Source organism: Bradyrhizobium campsiandrae (genome assembly GCF_014529705.1).
Lineage (GTDB): Bacteria > Pseudomonadota > Alphaproteobacteria > Rhizobiales > Xanthobacteraceae > Bradyrhizobium > Bradyrhizobium campsiandrae.
This window is the reverse complement of record NZ_JAANIH010000041.1, coordinates 33,023-49,238: the sequence shown is the minus strand read 5'-3', so window position 1 is coordinate 49,238 and position 16,216 is coordinate 33,023. Positions and strand designations below refer to the sequence as shown.

The following is a 16,216-nucleotide window of genomic DNA, read 5'->3' as shown; positions in this document are numbered from 1 at the left end:
CAATCAAAGCAGCAAAAAGGCCGGCTTTCGCCGGCCTTTTCGTTGTCCTCGGTATTCTTACGGATGAACCATCATTCCGCTGGCGGCAGCGCCGGAAGCTCGGCTTCCGGTGCCGGCGGCACGACGGACTGCTGCTTCTCGCGCTCGTCGAGAATCAGCTTGTCGCGCTTCATGGCGACTTCGCGGATCTTGGCCATGGAGGCGCCGGTGCCTGCCGGGATCAGCCGGCCGACGATGACGTTCTCCTTGAGGCCCTCGAGCGGATCGATCTTGCCGTTGACCGCCGCCTCGGTGAGGACGCGGGTGGTCTCCTGGAACGAGGCCGCCGAGAAGAAGGAGCGGGTTTGCAGGCTCGCCTTGGTGATGCCGAGCAGAACCGGCGTACCCGTGGCGGGCTTCTTGCCCTCTTCCTTCGCCTTCGCGTTCAGCGCGTCGAACTCGATCTTGTCGACCTGCTCGCCGGAGATCATGTCCGTGTCGCCCTGGTCGGTGATTTCCACCTTCTGGAGCATCTGACGGACAATCACCTCGATGTGCTTGTCGTTGATGAGCACGCCCTGGAGCCGGTAGACCTCCTGGATTTCGTTGACCAGGTAGGCCGCGAGCTCCTCGATACCCTTGACCGCAAGGATGTCGTGCGGCGCCGGGTTGCCTTCTACGATGAAGTCGCCCTTTTCGACGACGTCGCCGTCCTGAAGGTGGATGTGCTTGCCCTTCGGGATCAGGTACTCGCGCGGCTCGTCGGTCTTGTCCATCGGCTCGATCGAGATGCGACGCTTGTTCTTGTAGTCGCGCCCGAACCGGATGGTGCCCGCGATTTCGGCGATGATCGCCGCATCTTTCGGACGCCGTGCCTCGAACAGTTCCGCCACCCGCGGCAGACCGCCGGTGATGTCACGCGTCTTGGCGCTTTCGGTCGAGACACGGGCGAGGATGTCGCCCGGATTGACCTTGGCTCCGACGTCGACCGAGAGAATGGCGTCGACCGACAGCATGTAGCGGGCATCGCCGCCACGGGCGAGCTTGAGCACCTTGCCGTCCTTGCCCTTCACCACGATGGCCGGACGCAGGTCCGAGCCGCCGCGGGTCGAGCGCCAGTCGATGACCACGCGCTTGGCGATACCGGTCGCCTCGTCCAGCGTTTCCGAGATCGACTGTCCCTCGACCAGATCCTCGAAGCCGATGGTGCCTTCCACTTCGGTGAGAAGCGGACGGGTGTACGGATCCCACTCGACGATGCGCTGGCCGCGCTTGACCATGTCGCCCTCGTCGACGTGCAGACGCGAGCCGTATTGGACACGGTGCGTCGCACGCTCGGTGCCGTCGGCATCGACCACGGCCACCACCATGTTGCGCACCATCGCGACCAGGTGACCCTCGCTGTTGCGGGCGATGGCCTTGTTTCGGATCACGATCTTGCCGTCGAAATTGGCTTCGACGAACGACTGCTCGTTGAGCTGCGCCGCACCACCGATGTGGAAGGTGCGCATGGTGAGCTGGGTGCCCGGCTCGCCGATCGACTGCGCCGCGATGACGCCGACCGCTTCGCCGTGGTTGACCGGCGTGCCGCGGGCGAGGTCGCGGCCGTAGCACTTGCCACAGATGCCGTTGACGAGTTCGCAGGTCAGCGCCGAGCGGATCTTCACCTCCTGCACGCCACCCTGCTGGATGGCCTCCAGATGGCTCTCTTCCATCAGCGTGTCGCGCTTGATGATCACCTTGCCCGAGCTGTCGCGAATGTCTTCGCAGGCCGTGCGTCCGAGGATGCGCGAGCCGAGCGAAGCGACCACGGTGCCGGCATCGACGATCGCCCGCATCTTGATGCCGAGCTTGGTGCCGCAATCAGACTGCGTGATGATGCAGTCCTGCGCGACGTCGACCAGACGACGGGTCAGGTAGCCCGAGTTCGCGGTCTTCAACGCGGTGTCCGCGAGGCCCTTACGGGCGCCGTGGGTCGAGTTGAAGTACTCGAGAACCGAGAGGCCTTCCTTGAAGTTCGAGATGATCGGCGTCTCGATGATCTCGCCCGACGGCTTGGCCATCAGGCCGCGCATGCCGGCGAGCTGGCGCATCTGGGCCGGCGAACCGCGGGCACCGGAGTGAGCCATCATGTAGATCGAGTTGATGTCGGCATCGGCTCCAGCCGCGGTCTTCTTGGTGGAGGAGATCTCCTTCATCATCGCCTTGGCGATTTCTTCCGTGGCCTTCGACCAGGCGTCGACGACCTTGTTGTACTTCTCGCCATGGGTGATCAGACCGTCGTTGTACTGCTGCTCGAAATCCTTCGCCAGCGTACGGGTGGTATCGACGATCTTCCACTTGGAGTGCGGCACGACCATGTCGTCCTTGCCGAACGAGATGCCGGCCTTGAACGCATTGTAGAAGCCGAGCGCCATGATGCGGTCGCAGAAGATCACCGTCTCCTTCTGGCCGCAGTGACGGTAGACCTGGTCGATGACGCCCGAGATCTCGCGCTTGGTCATCAGCTTGTTGATGATCTCGTACGAGATGCGCGGGTTCTTCGGCAGCAGGTTGCCGAGCATGACGCGGCCGGCGGTGGTTTCGATCCAGCGCTTGGAGACCTTGCCGGTCTCATCCATGCCTTCCCACCGGTACTTGATCTTGGTGTGGAGGTGGATGACCTTCGCGTGCAGCGCGTGTTCGAGCTCGGCCATGTCGCCGAACAGCTTGCCTTCGCCGGGCAGGCCTTCGCGCATGATCGAGACGTAGTAGAGACCGAGCACGATGTCCTGCGACGGCACGATGATCGGCTGGCCGTTCGCCGGATGCAGGATGTTGTTGGTCGACATCATCAGGACGCGCGCTTCCAGCTGCGCTTCGAGCGACAGCGGAACGTGCACGGCCATCTGGTCGCCGTCGAAGTCGGCGTTGAATGCCGAGCAGACCAGCGGGTGAAGCTGGATCGCCTTGCCTTCGATCAGAACCGGCTCGAACGCCTGGATGCCCAGACGATGCAGCGTCGGCGCGCGGTTGAGCAGCACCGGATGCTCGCGGATGACCTCGTCCAGGATGTCCCAGACCTCGGGCCGCTCCTTTTCGACCAGCTTTTTCGCCTGCTTCACGGTGGTGGACAGGCCCTTGGCGTCAAGCCGCGAATAGATGAACGGCTTGAACAGCTCGAGCGCCATCTTCTTCGGCAGGCCGCACTGATGCAGGCGCAGCTCGGGACCGACCACGATCACCGAACGGCCCGAATAGTCGACGCGCTTGCCGAGCAGGTTCTGACGGAAGCGACCCTGCTTGCCCTTCAGCATGTCGGCGAGCGACTTCAGCGGGCGCTTGTTGGCACCCGTGATGACGCGGCCGCGGCGGCCGTTGTCGAACAGCGCATCGACCGCTTCCTGAAGCATGCGCTTCTCGTTGCGGATGATGATGTCGGGCGCGCGCAGCTCCATCAGCCGCTTCAGGCGGTTGTTGCGGTTGATGACGCGGCGATAGAGGTCGTTGAGGTCGGAGGTCGCGAAGCGGCCGCCGTCCAGCGGCACCAGCGGACGCAGGTCCGGCGGAATCACGGGAACGACGGTCAGGATCATCCATTCCGGCTTGTTGCCGGAGTGGCGGAAGGCCTCGACGATCTTCAGGCGCTTGGCGAGCTTCTTGTGCTTGATGTCGGAGTCGGTCTCCTGCATCTCCGCGCGCAAGCTGAGCTCGAGCTTCTCCAGGTCCATGCCCTTGAGCAGCTCGCGGATCGCCTCCGCGCCGATCATGGCGGTGAAGGAATCCTGGCCGTACTCGTCCTGCGCCTTCAGATACTCGTCTTCCGACAGCAGCTGACGGTCCTTCAGCGCGGTGAGGCCCGGCTCCAGCACGACGTAATATTCGAAGTAGAGGATCCGCTCGAGATCCTTCAGCGTCATGTCGAGCAGGAGGCCGATGCGCGAGGGCAGCGACTTCAGGAACCAGATGTGGGCGACGGGAGCTGCGAGCTCGATATGGCCCATGCGCTCGCGCCGGACGCGCGACAGCGTGACTTCGACCGAGCACTTCTCGCAGATGATGCCCTTGTACTTCATGCGCTTGTACTTGCCGCACAAGCACTCGTAATCCTTGATCGGCCCGAAGATGCGCGCGCAGAACAGACCGTCGCGCTCGGGCTTGAAGGTGCGGTAGTTGATGGTCTCCGGCTTCTTGATCTCGCCGTAGGACCAGGACAGAATCTTCTCCGGAGACGCGATCGAGATGCGGATCTGGTCGAAGACCTGAGCCGGCGTCGTCGGGTTGAAGAGATTCATAATTTCTTGGTTCATCGTCTTCTCCTCGCGTACCGGTCGCCTCCGGCCGCAAATTCGAAAATCACTTTAGCGGGGCGCCCTGCCCTCAAGGCATCGGGAGGGGCGCCAATGCCCGGCCGCGAAGGCCGGGCATGAAAGGTCGTGTTACTCGGCCGCTTCCGACGTCGGCGCCGGACCCATCTTGGAATTGTGCAGGTCGACGTTGAGGCCGAGCGAGCGCATTTCCTTGACCAGCACGTTGAACGATTCCGGAATACCGGCCTCGAAGGTGTCGTCGCCACGCACGATCGCCTCGTACACCTTGGTACGGCCGGCGACGTCGTCCGACTTCACGGTCAGCATTTCCTGCAGCGTGTAGGCCGCGCCGTAAGCTTCGAGCGCCCACACCTCCATTTCGCCGAAACGCTGGCCGCCGAACTGCGCCTTGCCGCCCAGCGGCTGCTGGGTGACGAGCGAGTACGGACCGATCGAACGCGCGTGGATCTTGTCGTCCACGAGATGGTGCAGCTTGAGCATGTAGATGTAGCCCACCGTCACCTTGCGATCGAAGGCATCGCCGGTACGGCCGTCATAGACGGTCGACTGGCCCGAAGCGTCCAGGCCCGCGAGCTTCAGCATCTCCTCGATGTCGGTCTCCTTGGCACCATCGAACACCGGCGTCGCGATCGGCACGCCGCGGCTCAAATTGTGGCCGAGTTCAAGCAGCTCGTTGTCGTTGAGCGTCTTGATGGTCTCGTCCTCGCCATAGACCTTCTTCAAGGTTTCCTTCAGCGGCTTGATGTCCTGCTTCGACAGATACGCATCGACCGTCTGGCCGATCCGCTTGCCGAGGCCGGCACAAGCCCAGCCGAGATGCGTCTCGAGGATCTGTCCGACGTTCATGCGCGAGGGCACGCCCAGCGGATTGAGCACGATGTCGGCGTGCGTGCCGTCTTCGAGGAACGGCATGTCCTCGATCGGCACGATCTTCGACACCACGCCCTTGTTGCCGTGACGGCCGGCCATCTTGTCGCCGGGTTGGATCTTGCGCTTCACCGCGACGAAGACCTTGACCATCTTCATCACGCCGGGCGGAAGCTCGTCACCACGCTGAAGCTTCTCGACCTTGTCGAGGAAGCGCTGCTCGAGCCCCTTCTTCGATTCGTCGTACTGCTTCCGCATGGCCTCGATCTCGGCCATCAGCTTGTCGTTCGGCGAGGCGAACAGCCACCACTGCGACTTCGGGTACTCCTCGAGCACCGCGCGGGTGATCTTGGTGTCCTTCTTGAAGCCCTTGGGACCGGCAATGCCCTGCCTCCCTTCGAGAAGCTCGGCAAGACGGTTGTAGACGTTGCGGTCCAGGATCGCCTGCTCGTCGTCGCGGTCCTTGGCCAGACGCTCGATCTCTTCCCGCTCGATCGCCAGCGCACGCTCGTCCTTGTCGACGCCGTGGCGGTTGAACACGCGGACTTCCACGATCGTGCCCTGCACGCCCGGGGGAACGCGCAGCGAGGTGTCGCGAACGTCGGAGGCCTTTTCACCGAAGATGGCGCGCAGGAGCTTTTCTTCCGGCGTCATCGGGCTTTCGCCCTTCGGCGTGATCTTGCCGACCAGGATGTCGCCGGCGCGCACTTCCGCGCCGATGTAGACGATACCGGCTTCGTCGAGGTTCTTCAGCGCTTCTTCCGAGACGTTCGGAATGTCGCGGGTGATTTCCTCAGGTCCCAGCTTGGTGTCGCGGGCCATCACCTCGAACTCCTCGATATGGATCGAGGTGAAGACGTCTTCCTTCACGATCCGCTCGGAGAGCAGGATCGAGTCTTCGAAGTTGTAGCCGTTCCACGGCATGAACGCGACGAGCACGTTGCGGCCGAGCGCGAGCTCGCCGAGATCGGTCGACGGACCGTCAGCGATGATGTCGCCCTTCTTGACGATGTCGCCGACCTTCACCAGCGGACGCTGGTTGATGCAGGTCGACTGGTTGGAACGCTGGTACTTCATCAGCCGGTAGATATCGACGCCCGACTTGGTCGGATCGAGATCTTCCGTGGCGCGGATGACCACGCGGGTCGCGTCGATCTGGTCGATCACGCCCGAACGGCGCGCCGCGATCGCAGCACCCGAGTCGCGCGCAACCACGCCTTCCATGCCGGTGCCGACGAACGGCGCCTCGGCACGAACCAGCGGCACCGCCTGGCGCTGCATGTTCGAGCCCATCAGCGCGCGGTTGGCGTCGTCGTTCTCGAGGAACGGGATCAGCGCCGCGGCGACCGAAACCAGCTGCTTCGGCGACACGTCCATGTAGTCGACCTTGTCGGGCGTCAGCGGCACGACGTCGCGGGTGCCGCTCGCGCGGCAGACCACGAGATCCTCGGTGAAGCGGCCCTTGGCGTCGACGGGCACGTTGGCCTGCGCGACCGAATAGCGGCCTTCTTCCATCGCCGAGAGGTACACGACCTCGTCGGTGACGCGACCATCCTTGACCTTGCGATATGGCGTCTCGACGAAGCCGTACTTGTTCACGCGTGCGAACGTGGCGAGCGAGTTGATCAGGCCGATGTTCGGACCTTCCGGCGTCTCGATCGGGCAGATACGGCCGTAATGCGTCGGATGCACGTCGCGCACCTCGAAGCCGGCGCGCTCGCGGGTCAGACCGCCCGGTCCAAGCGCCGAGAGACGGCGCTTGTGGGTGATTTCGCTGAGCGGGTTGGTCTGGTCCATGAACTGCGAGAGCTGCGAGGAGCCGAAGAACTCGCGCACGGCGGCAGCCGCCGGCTTGGCGTTGATCAGGTCCTGCGGCATGACCGTGTCGATGTCGACCGAGGACATGCGCTCCTTGATCGCGCGCTCCATGCGGAGCAGGCCGATGCGATACTGGTTCTCCATGAGCTCGCCGACCGAGCGCACACGGCGATTGCCGAGATGGTCGATGTCGTCGATCTCGCCCTTGCCGTCGCGCAGGTCCACCAGCGTCTTGATGACGCAGAGGATGTCTTCCTTGCGCAGCGTGCGCTGGGTGTCGGGCGCATCGAGGTCGAGGCGCATGTTCATCTTGACGCGGCCGACCGCGGAGAGGTCGTAACGCTCGGCGTCGAAGAACAGCGACTGGAACATCGCCTGCGCCGAATCCAGCGTCGGCGGCTCGCCCGGACGCATCACGCGGTAGATGTCGAACAGCGCGTCTTCACGCGTCATGTTCTTGTCCGCCGCGAGCGTGTTGCGGATGTAGGCGCCGACATTGACGTGGTCGATGTCGAGCAGCGGCAGCTCCTTGTAGCCCTGCTCGTTGAGGACCTTCAGCGACTTGTCGGTGATTTCCTCACCGGCTTCGGCGTGGATCTCACCGGTCTTCGGGTTGACGAGGTCCTCGGCGAGATAGTTGCCGACGAGTTCCTCATCCGACAGGCGCAGCGCCTTGAGCCCCTTCTCCTGGAGCTGGCGGGCGGCGCGGACGGTGAGCTTCTTGCCGGCCTCGAGCACGACCTTGCCGGTGTCGGCGTCGATCAAATCGTTGATGGTCGAGTAGCCGCGGAAACGGTTGGCGTCGAACGGAACGCGCCAGCCTTCCTTGGTCCGCTTGTAGAGGATCTTCTTGTAGAACGTGGACAGGATCGCCTCGCCGTCGAGGCCGAGGGCGAACATCAGCGACGTCACCGGAATCTTGCGGCGACGGTCGATACGCGCATAGACGATGTCCTTGGCGTCGAACTCGATGTCGAGCCAGGAGCCGCGATACGGGATGACGCGGGCAGCGAACAGCAGCTTGCCCGACGAATGGGTCTTGCCCTTGTCGTGGTCGAAGAACACGCCCGGCGACCGGTGCATCTGCGAGACGATGACGCGCTCGGTGCCGTTGACGATGAAGGTGCCGTTCATCGTCATGAGCGGAATGTCGCCCATGTAGACGTCCTGCTCCTTGATGTCCTTGACCGACTTCGCGCCGGTTTCCTCGTCGATATCGAACACGATGAGGCGCAGCGTCACCTTGAGGGGAGCCGCGAAGGTCATGCCGCGCTGGCGGCACTCGTCGACGTCATACTTCGGCTGCTCGAACTCGTAGCGGACGAACTCCAGCATCGAGGTGCCCGAGAAGTCCGAGATCGGGAACACGGAACGGAACACGGCCTGCAGGCCCTCGTCGAGGCGCCCGCCCGCGGGTTCGTCGACCATCAGGAACTGGTCATAGGACGCCTTCTGAACCTCGATGAGGTTCGGCATCTCGGCGACTTCCTTGATGTGTCCGAAGAACTTGCGAACGCGTTTGCGACCGGTGAATGTCTGCTGCGCCATCGTGGCCTCTCATTTTCGTCGCCCGCTCTGGGCGAACCGTCCGGAACGCGGCTGCCACCGCTCCCCGGGTTGAATTTTCGAACCCGCTTTGGGGGCCGGAGACTCAGTTTCAGGCGGGAATGTCCTGAATCTGTTCTTCAGACCTTCAAAACGCAAAACGACGCGCGGGGCGCTAGCGCGCGCCCGCCCGTCACAACGATCGTCTTCACGGACTGCAAAAGCCCGAAATAGCCTGCTCTCCCAACGGCTTACAGGGAAATCCGGCATCCCTGCCCACCGCGCTTTCGTGCTGCCGACCCGATATGGGGCGACAATAGTGTAGATTCGAGGGTTAAACCCTCAAATCCCCACACATTTTCGTGTTTGGCCTGCGTCGGGACGATCCGTCGCACGCCTTTTGCATCCGGCCCGCCCTTTTGAGGGAGGACCAAGGTCCCGGGCCGCAGCCCGGAACCCTGCCCGTAAGCGTTGCTTACTTGAGCTCGACCTTGGCGCCAGCCTTCTCGATCTGGGCCTTGATCTTCTCGGCTTCTTCCTTGTTCACGCCTTCCTTCAGCGGCTTCGGAGCACCCTCGACGAGGTCCTTTGCTTCCTTCAGGCCGAGACCGGTGATGGCGCGGACTTCCTTGATGACCTCGATCTTCTTCTCGCCGGCCGCGGCGAGAACGACCGTGAACTCGGTCTTCTCTTCCGCCGGAGCGGCGGCAGCGCCACCACCACCCGGAGCAGCCACGGCGACAGCCGCGGCAGCCGAAACGCCCCACTTCTCTTCGAGGAGCTTGGCAAGTTCAGCGGCTTCGAGCACGGTGAGGCTCGAGAGGTCGTCAACGATCTTCTGCAAGTCAGCCATTGTTCAGTTTCCTTAGGTGTAAGTCTGGTTCGGGTTTGAGTTTTGCGAAGGGCGTCAGGCCGCTTCGCCCTTTGAGGCATGAGCCTGGATGACGCGCGCGAGTTTGCCCGCGGGCGCGTTGGCGAGCTGAGCCAGCTTGGTCGCCGGGGCCACAAGCAGGCCGACGATCTTGCCGCGCAGTTCGTCAAGCGACGGCAGCGAGGCAAGCGCCTTCACGCCGTCGACATTCAGGACGGTCTTTCCCATCGAGCCGCCGATGATGACGAACTTTTCGTTCGCCTTGGCGAATTCGATGGCGACCTTCGGCGCCGCTACCGGATCGTTCGAAGTGGCGATCACGGTCGGCCCCTTCAGCATGGGGCCGATGGCAACGACGTCAGTGCCTTCAAGAGCAATTTTGGCGAGACGGTTCTTCGAGACCTTCACCGAGGCACCCGCCTGCTTCATCTGCTGACGCAGCTTCTGCATCTGGGCGACGGTGAGGCCGGAATATTGAGCAACGATCGCGACGCTCGTGGTCTTGAAGACCCCGTTGAGCTGTTCGACCGCCTCTTTCTTTGCCGCTCGTTCCACAGCAAGCTCTTTCCGGTTGGCGGTCATCGCGAAAGCGGGACCGCCGGGTTGCACCCATCGTCCCGCCCAAACTTGAACCTCGGGGCAAAAACCCTTCGGACACGCCGGGCAAGACGACAATTCAAAGCCTGCCCTCCGGGAGCCCAAAGGGCCCACGGCGTGTCGAGGTCCGAACCAAACTCCTTTCGCGACCACCCTAAAGTGGAAAGCGAAGTGAAATCCGGTCTTCACCCGTCTATGCAGGCCATGCGATTAAGCCGTTGGAAAATCGAAACTTCCCGCGGGCGCCTGCAGTCTTGGACAGGACAAGGCCAGCCGGCGAACCGCCTGACCTCTGCCCGCATCCTCACCAAACCGATGGATTTTCCTTCCTTTTCGGGCAAATCCTTGCGGACGTCCTGAAAAGGAATGATCTCCTGCGCGTCGGTTTTCGGAATGCGTGCACGGACGCGCCAGCCGGGGCCGGCACGTCCGGAGGCGGTTCTTTAACCGCTCTCTGCCGGATTGCCAAGAGCAAAATTCGCACCAGTTCCAATCCGTTGCCATCAAGGCTTGATCCGGGCCGACAAGCGTCGATTCAGGCCGATTTGACCCCGTACGGCAGCGGCTTGCCCGCGAAAAACGCGCTGAGATTGGCCAGGACGCAGCTCTGCATGGCGACGTGCGATTCGAGGGTGTGGCCACCGATATGGGGGGCGAACACCACATTGGGGAGCGCCGTCAGGGCGCCCGGGGCGTGCGGTTCCTTTTCGAAGACGTCGAGACCGGCACCCGCAATGGTCTTGTCGGTCAGCGCGGCGACCAGGGCCTTCTCGTCGATGACCGAGCCGCGGGAGATGTTGACGACATAGCCGTCCGCGCCGAGGCGCTTGAGGATATCGGCATTGACCACGTGCTGGGTCTCGGCCCCTGCCCGCACCGCGATCATCAGCACGCTGCACCAATCGGCGAGCGCTTCCAGCGACGGAAAATATTGATAGGGCAGATCGTATTTGGTGCGGCTGAAATAGCCGACCTCGCTCTCGAAGGCGGCGCAGCGCGCGGCGATCTTGCGGCCGATCTCGCCCATGCCGTAGATGCCGATGCGGCGGCCGGGCATGCCGGCCTGCGGGCGCATCATCGGCGACTGTTTTGACGCAGCCCAGTCGCCGCTGCGGACATATTGATCAGCGACCAGCAGCCGGCGGGTCGTCGCCAGCATCAGGGTCATCGCGATATCTGCGACCGAGGCGGCGTTGGCACCGGGGCTGTGGCCGACCGCGATGTTGCGCGCGGCGGCCGCTTTCAGGTCGACGCCGTCATAGCCGGTGCCGTAGCAGACGATGGCGCCAAGCTTCGGAAACAGGTCCATCGCCTCCGCCCCGAGCGGCGAGCCGCCCGCTGTCAGCAGCGCGCGGATGCCGCCGAGCTCGTCCGGGGGAAACACCTCCGTGGCCTGCTTGCCACCGGTGTCGAGCAACTCGAACCGCTCGGCGAAGCGCGCCATCATCGTCTTGGGAAAACGCGAGTAGACCAGGACCTTGTCAGCCATTGTTCTTGTTTCCGGTGAGTGCCGCCACAAACGACGAGGGGCGGAATCGGTTGCCCAATTCCGCCCCTCGCCTCATGCAATTTCCAGACTTACCCTAGGCAAGCCTTAGCCGAGAATCGTACCCGGCTCGACCTTCACGCCGGGGCCCATGGTCGAGGACACCGCAACGCGCTGGATGTAGGTGCCCTTGGAGCCAGCCGGCTTCGCCTTCGAGACCGCATCGGCCAGAGCCTTGATATTCTCGACCAGCTTCTCCTCGGAGAACGAGGCCTTGCCGACGCCGGCCTGCAGGATGCCGGCCTTCTCGACGCGAAACTCGACCGAGCCGCCCTTGGCGCCCTTCACCGCACCGGTGACGTCCATGGTCACGGTGCCGATCTTCGGGTTCGGCATCAGGCCGCGCGGGCCGAGCACCTTACCGAGACGGCCGACCAGCGGCATCATGTCGGGGGTGGCGATGCAGCGGTCGAAATCGATCGTGCCTTCCTGCACCTTCTGGACCAGGTCTTCGGCGCCGACGACGTCGGCACCTGCAGCCTTGGCCTCGTCAGCCTTGGCACCGCGGGCGAACACGCCGACGCGGAGCGTACGGCCAGTGCCGTTCGGCAGGGTCACGACGCCGCGGACCATCTGATCGGCGTGACGCGGATCGACGCCGAGATTGATCGCGACCTCGATGGTCTCGTCGAACTTCGCCTTGGCGCGTTCCTTGACCATCTTGATGGCGTCCGCGAGGGGGTAAAGCTTTTCGCGGTCAATGCCTTCGCGGGCTTTGTTCAAACGCTTTCCGATTGCCATTGCCGATTACCCCGCAACTTCCAGACCCATCGAACGGGCGGAGCCCTCGACCATCTTCATGGCCGATTCGATGGTGTCGCAATTCAGGTCCTTCATCTTCTTCTCGGCGATCTCGCGCACCTGCGCCTTCGTCACCTTGCCGGCCTTGTCACGGCCCGGCGCCTTCGAGCCGGACTGGATCTTGGCGGCCTGCTTGAGGAAGTAGGACATCGGCGGCGTCTTCATCTCGAAGGTGAAGGAACGGTCCGCATAGATGGTGATGATCACCGGGATCGGGGTGTTCTTCTCTTCCTTCTGGGTCTGGGCGTTGAACGCCTTGCAGAACTCCATGATGTTGAGACCGCGCTGACCGAGCGCGGGACCGATCGGGGGCGAGGGATTCGCCGCACCGGCCGGGACCTGAAGCTTCAGGTATCCGGTCACTTTCTTTGCCATGTATCACTCCTGTTGTGCCGGCTGACGCCGGCGGTTTCAGGTTCGTGGTCTGGGTCGGAGGCGGCTGGCAACCGCCCTCTCCCTCCCACGGCCTCTCTTTGCCGGAAGCCTCTCGGCCTCCCGCGCTACCCGATCAGACCTTCTCGACCTGACCGAATTCCAGTTCGACCGGCGTGGCGCGGCCGAAGATCGACACGGCGACCTTCACGCGCGAGCGCGCCTCGTCGATTTCCTCGACCACACCCGAGAACGAGGCGAATGGGCCATCGGCCACGCGCACGTTCTCGCCGATCTCGAACGACACCGACGCCTTCGGCCGTTCCACGCCCTCTTGCACCTGGTGCAGGATGCGCATGGCCTCGGATTCCGAGATGGGCATCGGCTTGTTTTCGGCGCCCAGGAAACCCGTGACCTTCGGGGTGTTCTTGATCAGGTGGAACGCCTCGTCGGTCAGCTTCATCTTGACCAGCACGTAGCCCGGGAAGAACTTGCGCTCGGCGTCGATCTTGCGGCCGCGGCGCACTTCCGTGACCTTCTCGGTCGGAACCAGCACCAGCTCGAACAGATCCTCGAGCCCGCGCTGCTTGGCCTGCTCGCGGATCGACTCGGCGACCTTCTTCTCGAAGTTCGAATAGGCGTGGACGATGTACCAGCGCTTGTCGGACGATTGGGTTGCGGCGGCTGTTGCCATCAGTGAATGCCCAAAAGGAAGGTGATGAGGTAGCGGATGATCTGGTCGGCGGCGAAGAAGAAGATCGAGGCCACGGCGACCATGACGAACACCATGATGGTGGTGATCGTGGTCTCACGACGGGTCGGCCAAGTGACCTTGGCGGTCTCCGAGCGCACTTCCTGCAAGAACTTGAACGGGCTGACTGCCATCGTTTGAGACGCCAATAAGGATTTCGGGGATCCGAACAGCCGCCTGGGGCCCAGCCCTCTGTCTCGAAGGATGAGCCGGAAAACCGGGCTCTGATGTTCGGGGGATTTCAAAGCCGCGCCGGAAATCCGCGTTTAACGGGCCGGCTGCGAGTGCGGGGTATCTACTGCGGATGGGGCCAAAGGTCAAGGTGTGGACGGGACGCGCCCAGTCGGCCGGCGTCGCCGGTAGGCAGATCGGAATAGTTCGGGATCAAGGGGTTAGCCAGCGGATGCGCTGGCAGGAGTGGCAGGGCTCGAACCTGCGACCCCCGGTTTTGGAGACCGGTGCTCTACCAATTGAGCTACACTCCTACGGACCCTTGCGTCGCCGCCGGATCAGGGGCGCTTTCAAGCACAGGGGACGGCTCGAATGCAAGGACGGATTGCAAGGGTGAAGCGCGCTGGCTTGCCTTGTTTATACCGCGACTTCTGGGCCACTCTTCGCTTCCGATAATAAATGTGCCCCCCGGGAGTGAACATGACCGCCGCCCCTCGCCTCTCGACCACGTCGAAAACCCCGCCGATCCCCGAAGCCAAGCCGGAAATGATCGGCCTGTCGCGCCCTCGGCTCCAGGCGATGTCGGAGGCGTTCAAGCGCGAAATCGACAAGGGAACCGTGCCCGGCGTGACGGTGCTGGTGGCCCGCCGTGGTCAGGTCGGGTGGTTCGAGGCGCTCGGCAGGCAGAGCCCCGCGGGCCCGGCGATGGCGCCGGATTCGATCTTCCGGATCTTCTCGATGACCAAGCCGATCGTCTCGGTCGGAATCATGGCGCTGGTCGAGGACGGCCACCTGCTCCTCGGCGACCCCGTCGCCAAGTTCATCCCGGAATTCGCGGAGCAGAAGGTCGGCGTCGTCAGCGGCGGCAAGCTGGAACTGGTTCCGCCGAAGCGGCCGATGACGGTGCAGGACCTGCTCCGCCACACGTCTGGTTTAACGTATGAGCACCAGGGCGACGGCCCCGTGCACAAGCTCTACCAGGAGTCCCGCGTCCGCAGCCGCAAGATCACCAATGCCGAACACGCCGCGCTGGTCGCGAGCTTCCCGCTGGTCTGCCACCCCGGCGACGAGTTCAACTACAGCCGCTCCACCGACATCCTCGGCCGCATCATCGAGATCGTCAGCGGCAAGTCGCTCGGCGCCTTCCTCACCGAGCGCATCCTCGCGCCACTGCAAATGAGCGAAACCGGCTTCTCGACCTCCGAGGCCAACGCCGCCAGGCTCGCCCAGCCATTCGAAACCGATCCCTGGACCGGCGACAAGGTCGCGCTGTTCAACATGCTCGAGCATCCGGTGATGGAATCAGGCGGCGGCGGCCTGGTCTCCACCACGATGGACTACGCCCGTTTCGCGCTGATGCTGCGCAATGGCGGCACGCTCGACGGCACCAGGATCATCGGCCGCAAGACGCTGGAGTTGATGGCCTCCGATCATCTCGGGCCGCATGTCGTGACCAACGGCACGCTGCTGTCGCCCAGCCACGGCTTCGGTCTCGGCTTTGCCGTGCGCCGCGAGGCCGGCATCGCCCCCTTCCCCGGCAGCGTCGGCAACTATTTCTGGAGCGGCATTGCCGGCACGTTCTTCTGGATCGATCCGAAGGAGGATCTGTTCGCGGTGTTCATGAGCCAGGGCCCGGGACAGCGCGATTTTACACGGACCTTGGTGCGGGATCTGGTTTACGCGGCAGTGGATTGAGACGCGTGCCGCGGCTCTGCGGAGCAGCGTTTCACGCTGCACCGCGTCCGGGACACGAGAGATCAACTGATCGTCGCGCCGCCGTCGATGACCATGGTCTGGCCGGTCATGAAGTCGCCGGCCTTCGAGCCCAGGAATACGGCTGCGCCCGCGATCTCGTCGGGGATGCCGATGCGCAAGAGCGGCGAGCGCGCGGTCGAGGCTTTCAGATTCTCCGGATTGTCCCACAGCGCCTTGGCAAAATCGGTCTTGATCAGGCCGGGCGCGATGCAGTTCACGCGGATATTGTGCTTGCCGTATTCGCAAGCGAGGTTCCGCGCGAGCTGCATGTCGGCGGCTTTCGAGATCGCATAGGCGCCGAGGATGGTTGAGCCCTTCAATCCACCGATCGACGACACGATGATCACCGAGCCGTCCTTGCGCTCGATCATCTGGGGCACCACCATCGAGATCAGCCAGTTGTTGGCGACGATGTTGTTGTCGAGAATCTTGCGGAATTGATCGTCGGAGATGCCGGCGAGCGGACCGTAATACGGGTTCGAGGCCGCGTTACAGACCAGCACGTCAATCTTGCCGAAGGCGCGGTTGCTCTCGTCGACGAGGTTCTGCAAATTCTCCTTCGAGGAGATGTTGGCGGCAATGGCCACCGCCGTGCCCTTGCCGAACCTGTCGTTGATGTCCTTGGCGACCTGCTCGCAGACGTCGGCCTTGCGCGAGGAGATCACGACCTTGGCGCCGTGCTCGGCCATGCGCTCGGCGATCGCAAGCCCGATGCCGCGCGTCGAGCCGGTAATGACGGCGACTTTTCCCTTCATGTCGAACAAGGTCATGCTTTCCTCCCAGATTGATGTTCGTATTCACTTCGAGATTCCGGGCCCCGGCCCCGCGGGCCG

The 16,216-nt window shown here is 63.4% G+C and carries 11 protein-coding genes and 1 tRNA gene; 1 reads left to right on the top strand and 11 read right to left on the bottom strand.

What is annotated here, in order from left to right; translation table 11 throughout:
* Positions 1–71: 71 nt before the first annotated feature.
* The 10 genes from rpoC to G8O24_RS26840 all read right to left on the bottom strand — a co-directional run bounded on the left by rpoC (position 72) and on the right by G8O24_RS26840 (position 13,942).
* Positions 72–4,268, bottom strand: a complete 4,197-nt coding sequence (gene rpoC / locus G8O24_RS26885; RefSeq protein WP_188104654.1) for a DNA-directed RNA polymerase subunit beta' — start codon at positions 4,266–4,268, stop codon at positions 72–74.
* Positions 4,269–4,397: 129 nt separating this feature from the next.
* Positions 4,398–8,522: a DNA-directed RNA polymerase subunit beta gene (gene rpoB, locus G8O24_RS26880; protein ID WP_188104652.1), complete on the bottom strand. Its 4,125-nt coding sequence runs from the start codon at positions 8,520–8,522 to the stop codon at positions 4,398–4,400.
* Positions 8,523–8,994: 472 nt separating this feature from the next.
* Positions 8,995–9,372: a 50S ribosomal protein L7/L12 gene (rplL, locus tag G8O24_RS26875; RefSeq protein WP_188104650.1), complete on the bottom strand. Its 378-nt coding sequence runs from the start codon at positions 9,370–9,372 to the stop codon at positions 8,995–8,997.
* Between the two features lie 54 nt (positions 9,373–9,426).
* Entirely contained in the window at positions 9,427–9,945 is a 519-nt protein-coding gene (rplJ, locus tag G8O24_RS26870; RefSeq protein WP_188104648.1) for a 50S ribosomal protein L10, read from the bottom strand.
* A gap of 577 nt (positions 9,946–10,522) precedes the next feature.
* Positions 10,523–11,476, bottom strand: coding sequence for a 2-hydroxyacid dehydrogenase (locus tag G8O24_RS26865; protein ID WP_188104646.1), 954 nt, complete (start codon positions 11,474–11,476; stop codon positions 10,523–10,525).
* 105 nt (positions 11,477–11,581) lie between these two features.
* Complete coding sequence (gene rplA / locus G8O24_RS26860) at positions 11,582–12,274, bottom strand: 50S ribosomal protein L1 (protein WP_188104644.1); 693 nt, start codon at positions 12,272–12,274, stop codon at positions 11,582–11,584.
* Positions 12,275–12,280: 6 nt separating this feature from the next.
* Positions 12,281–12,709 carry a 50S ribosomal protein L11 gene (gene rplK, locus G8O24_RS26855; RefSeq protein ID WP_011088164.1) on the bottom strand — a complete coding sequence of 143 codons (429 nt, stop codon included), beginning with the start codon at positions 12,707–12,709 and terminating at the stop codon, positions 12,281–12,283.
* Between the two features lie 133 nt (positions 12,710–12,842).
* A complete protein-coding gene (gene nusG, locus G8O24_RS26850; protein WP_188104643.1) occupies positions 12,843–13,400 on the bottom strand; it encodes a transcription termination/antitermination protein NusG in 558 nt (185 codons plus the stop codon).
* The gene (secE, locus tag G8O24_RS26845; RefSeq protein WP_007611620.1) at positions 13,400–13,591 is read right to left on the bottom strand and encodes a preprotein translocase subunit SecE; all 192 of its coding nucleotides are present in this window, start codon (positions 13,589–13,591) and stop codon (positions 13,400–13,402) included. Before secE ends, nusG begins: the two co-directional genes overlap by 1 nt.
* Positions 13,592–13,866: 275 nt before the next feature.
* Positions 13,867–13,942 (bottom strand) — tRNA-Trp (locus tag G8O24_RS26840).
* Between the two features lie 166 nt (positions 13,943–14,108).
* On the opposite strand from G8O24_RS26840, the gene G8O24_RS26835 reads away from it, so the two are divergent.
* The gene (locus tag G8O24_RS26835) at positions 14,109–15,323 is read left to right on the top strand and encodes a serine hydrolase domain-containing protein (RefSeq protein WP_376708079.1); all 1,215 of its coding nucleotides are present in this window, start codon (positions 14,109–14,111) and stop codon (positions 15,321–15,323) included.
* 62 nt (positions 15,324–15,385) lie between these two features.
* On the opposite strand, the gene G8O24_RS26830 is transcribed toward G8O24_RS26835, so the two are convergent.
* Complete coding sequence (locus G8O24_RS26830; protein WP_188104639.1) at positions 15,386–16,153, bottom strand: SDR family NAD(P)-dependent oxidoreductase; 768 nt, start codon at positions 16,151–16,153, stop codon at positions 15,386–15,388.
* Positions 16,154–16,216 lie beyond the last annotated feature (63 nt).

Coding starts and splice junctions, on each gene's coding strand:
- rpoC (WP_188104654.1), bottom strand. CDS start 4,268: ATGAACCAAGAAATTATGAATCTCTTCAACCCGACGACGCCGGCTCAG.
- rpoB (WP_188104652.1), bottom strand. CDS start 8,522: ATGGCGCAGCAGACATTCACCGGTCGCAAACGCGTTCGCAAGTTCTTC.
- rplL (WP_188104650.1), bottom strand. CDS start 9,372: ATGGCTGACTTGCAGAAGATCGTTGACGACCTCTCGAGCCTCACCGTG.
- G8O24_RS26865 (WP_188104646.1), bottom strand. CDS start 11,476: ATGGCTGACAAGGTCCTGGTCTACTCGCGTTTTCCCAAGACGATGATG.
- rplA (WP_188104644.1), bottom strand. CDS start 12,274: ATGGCAATCGGAAAGCGTTTGAACAAAGCCCGCGAAGGCATTGACCGC.
- rplK (WP_011088164.1), bottom strand. CDS start 12,709: ATGGCAAAGAAAGTGACCGGATACCTGAAGCTTCAGGTCCCGGCCGGT.
- nusG (WP_188104643.1), bottom strand. CDS start 13,400: ATGGCAACAGCCGCCGCAACCCAATCGTCCGACAAGCGCTGGTACATC.
- secE (WP_007611620.1), bottom strand. CDS start 13,591: ATGGCAGTCAGCCCGTTCAAGTTCTTGCAGGAAGTGCGCTCGGAGACC.
- G8O24_RS26835 (WP_376708079.1), top strand. CDS start 14,109: ATGACCGCCGCCCCTCGCCTCTCGACCACGTCGAAAACCCCGCCGATC.
- G8O24_RS26830 (WP_188104639.1), bottom strand. CDS start 16,153: ATGACCTTGTTCGACATGAAGGGAAAAGTCGCCGTCATTACCGGCTCG.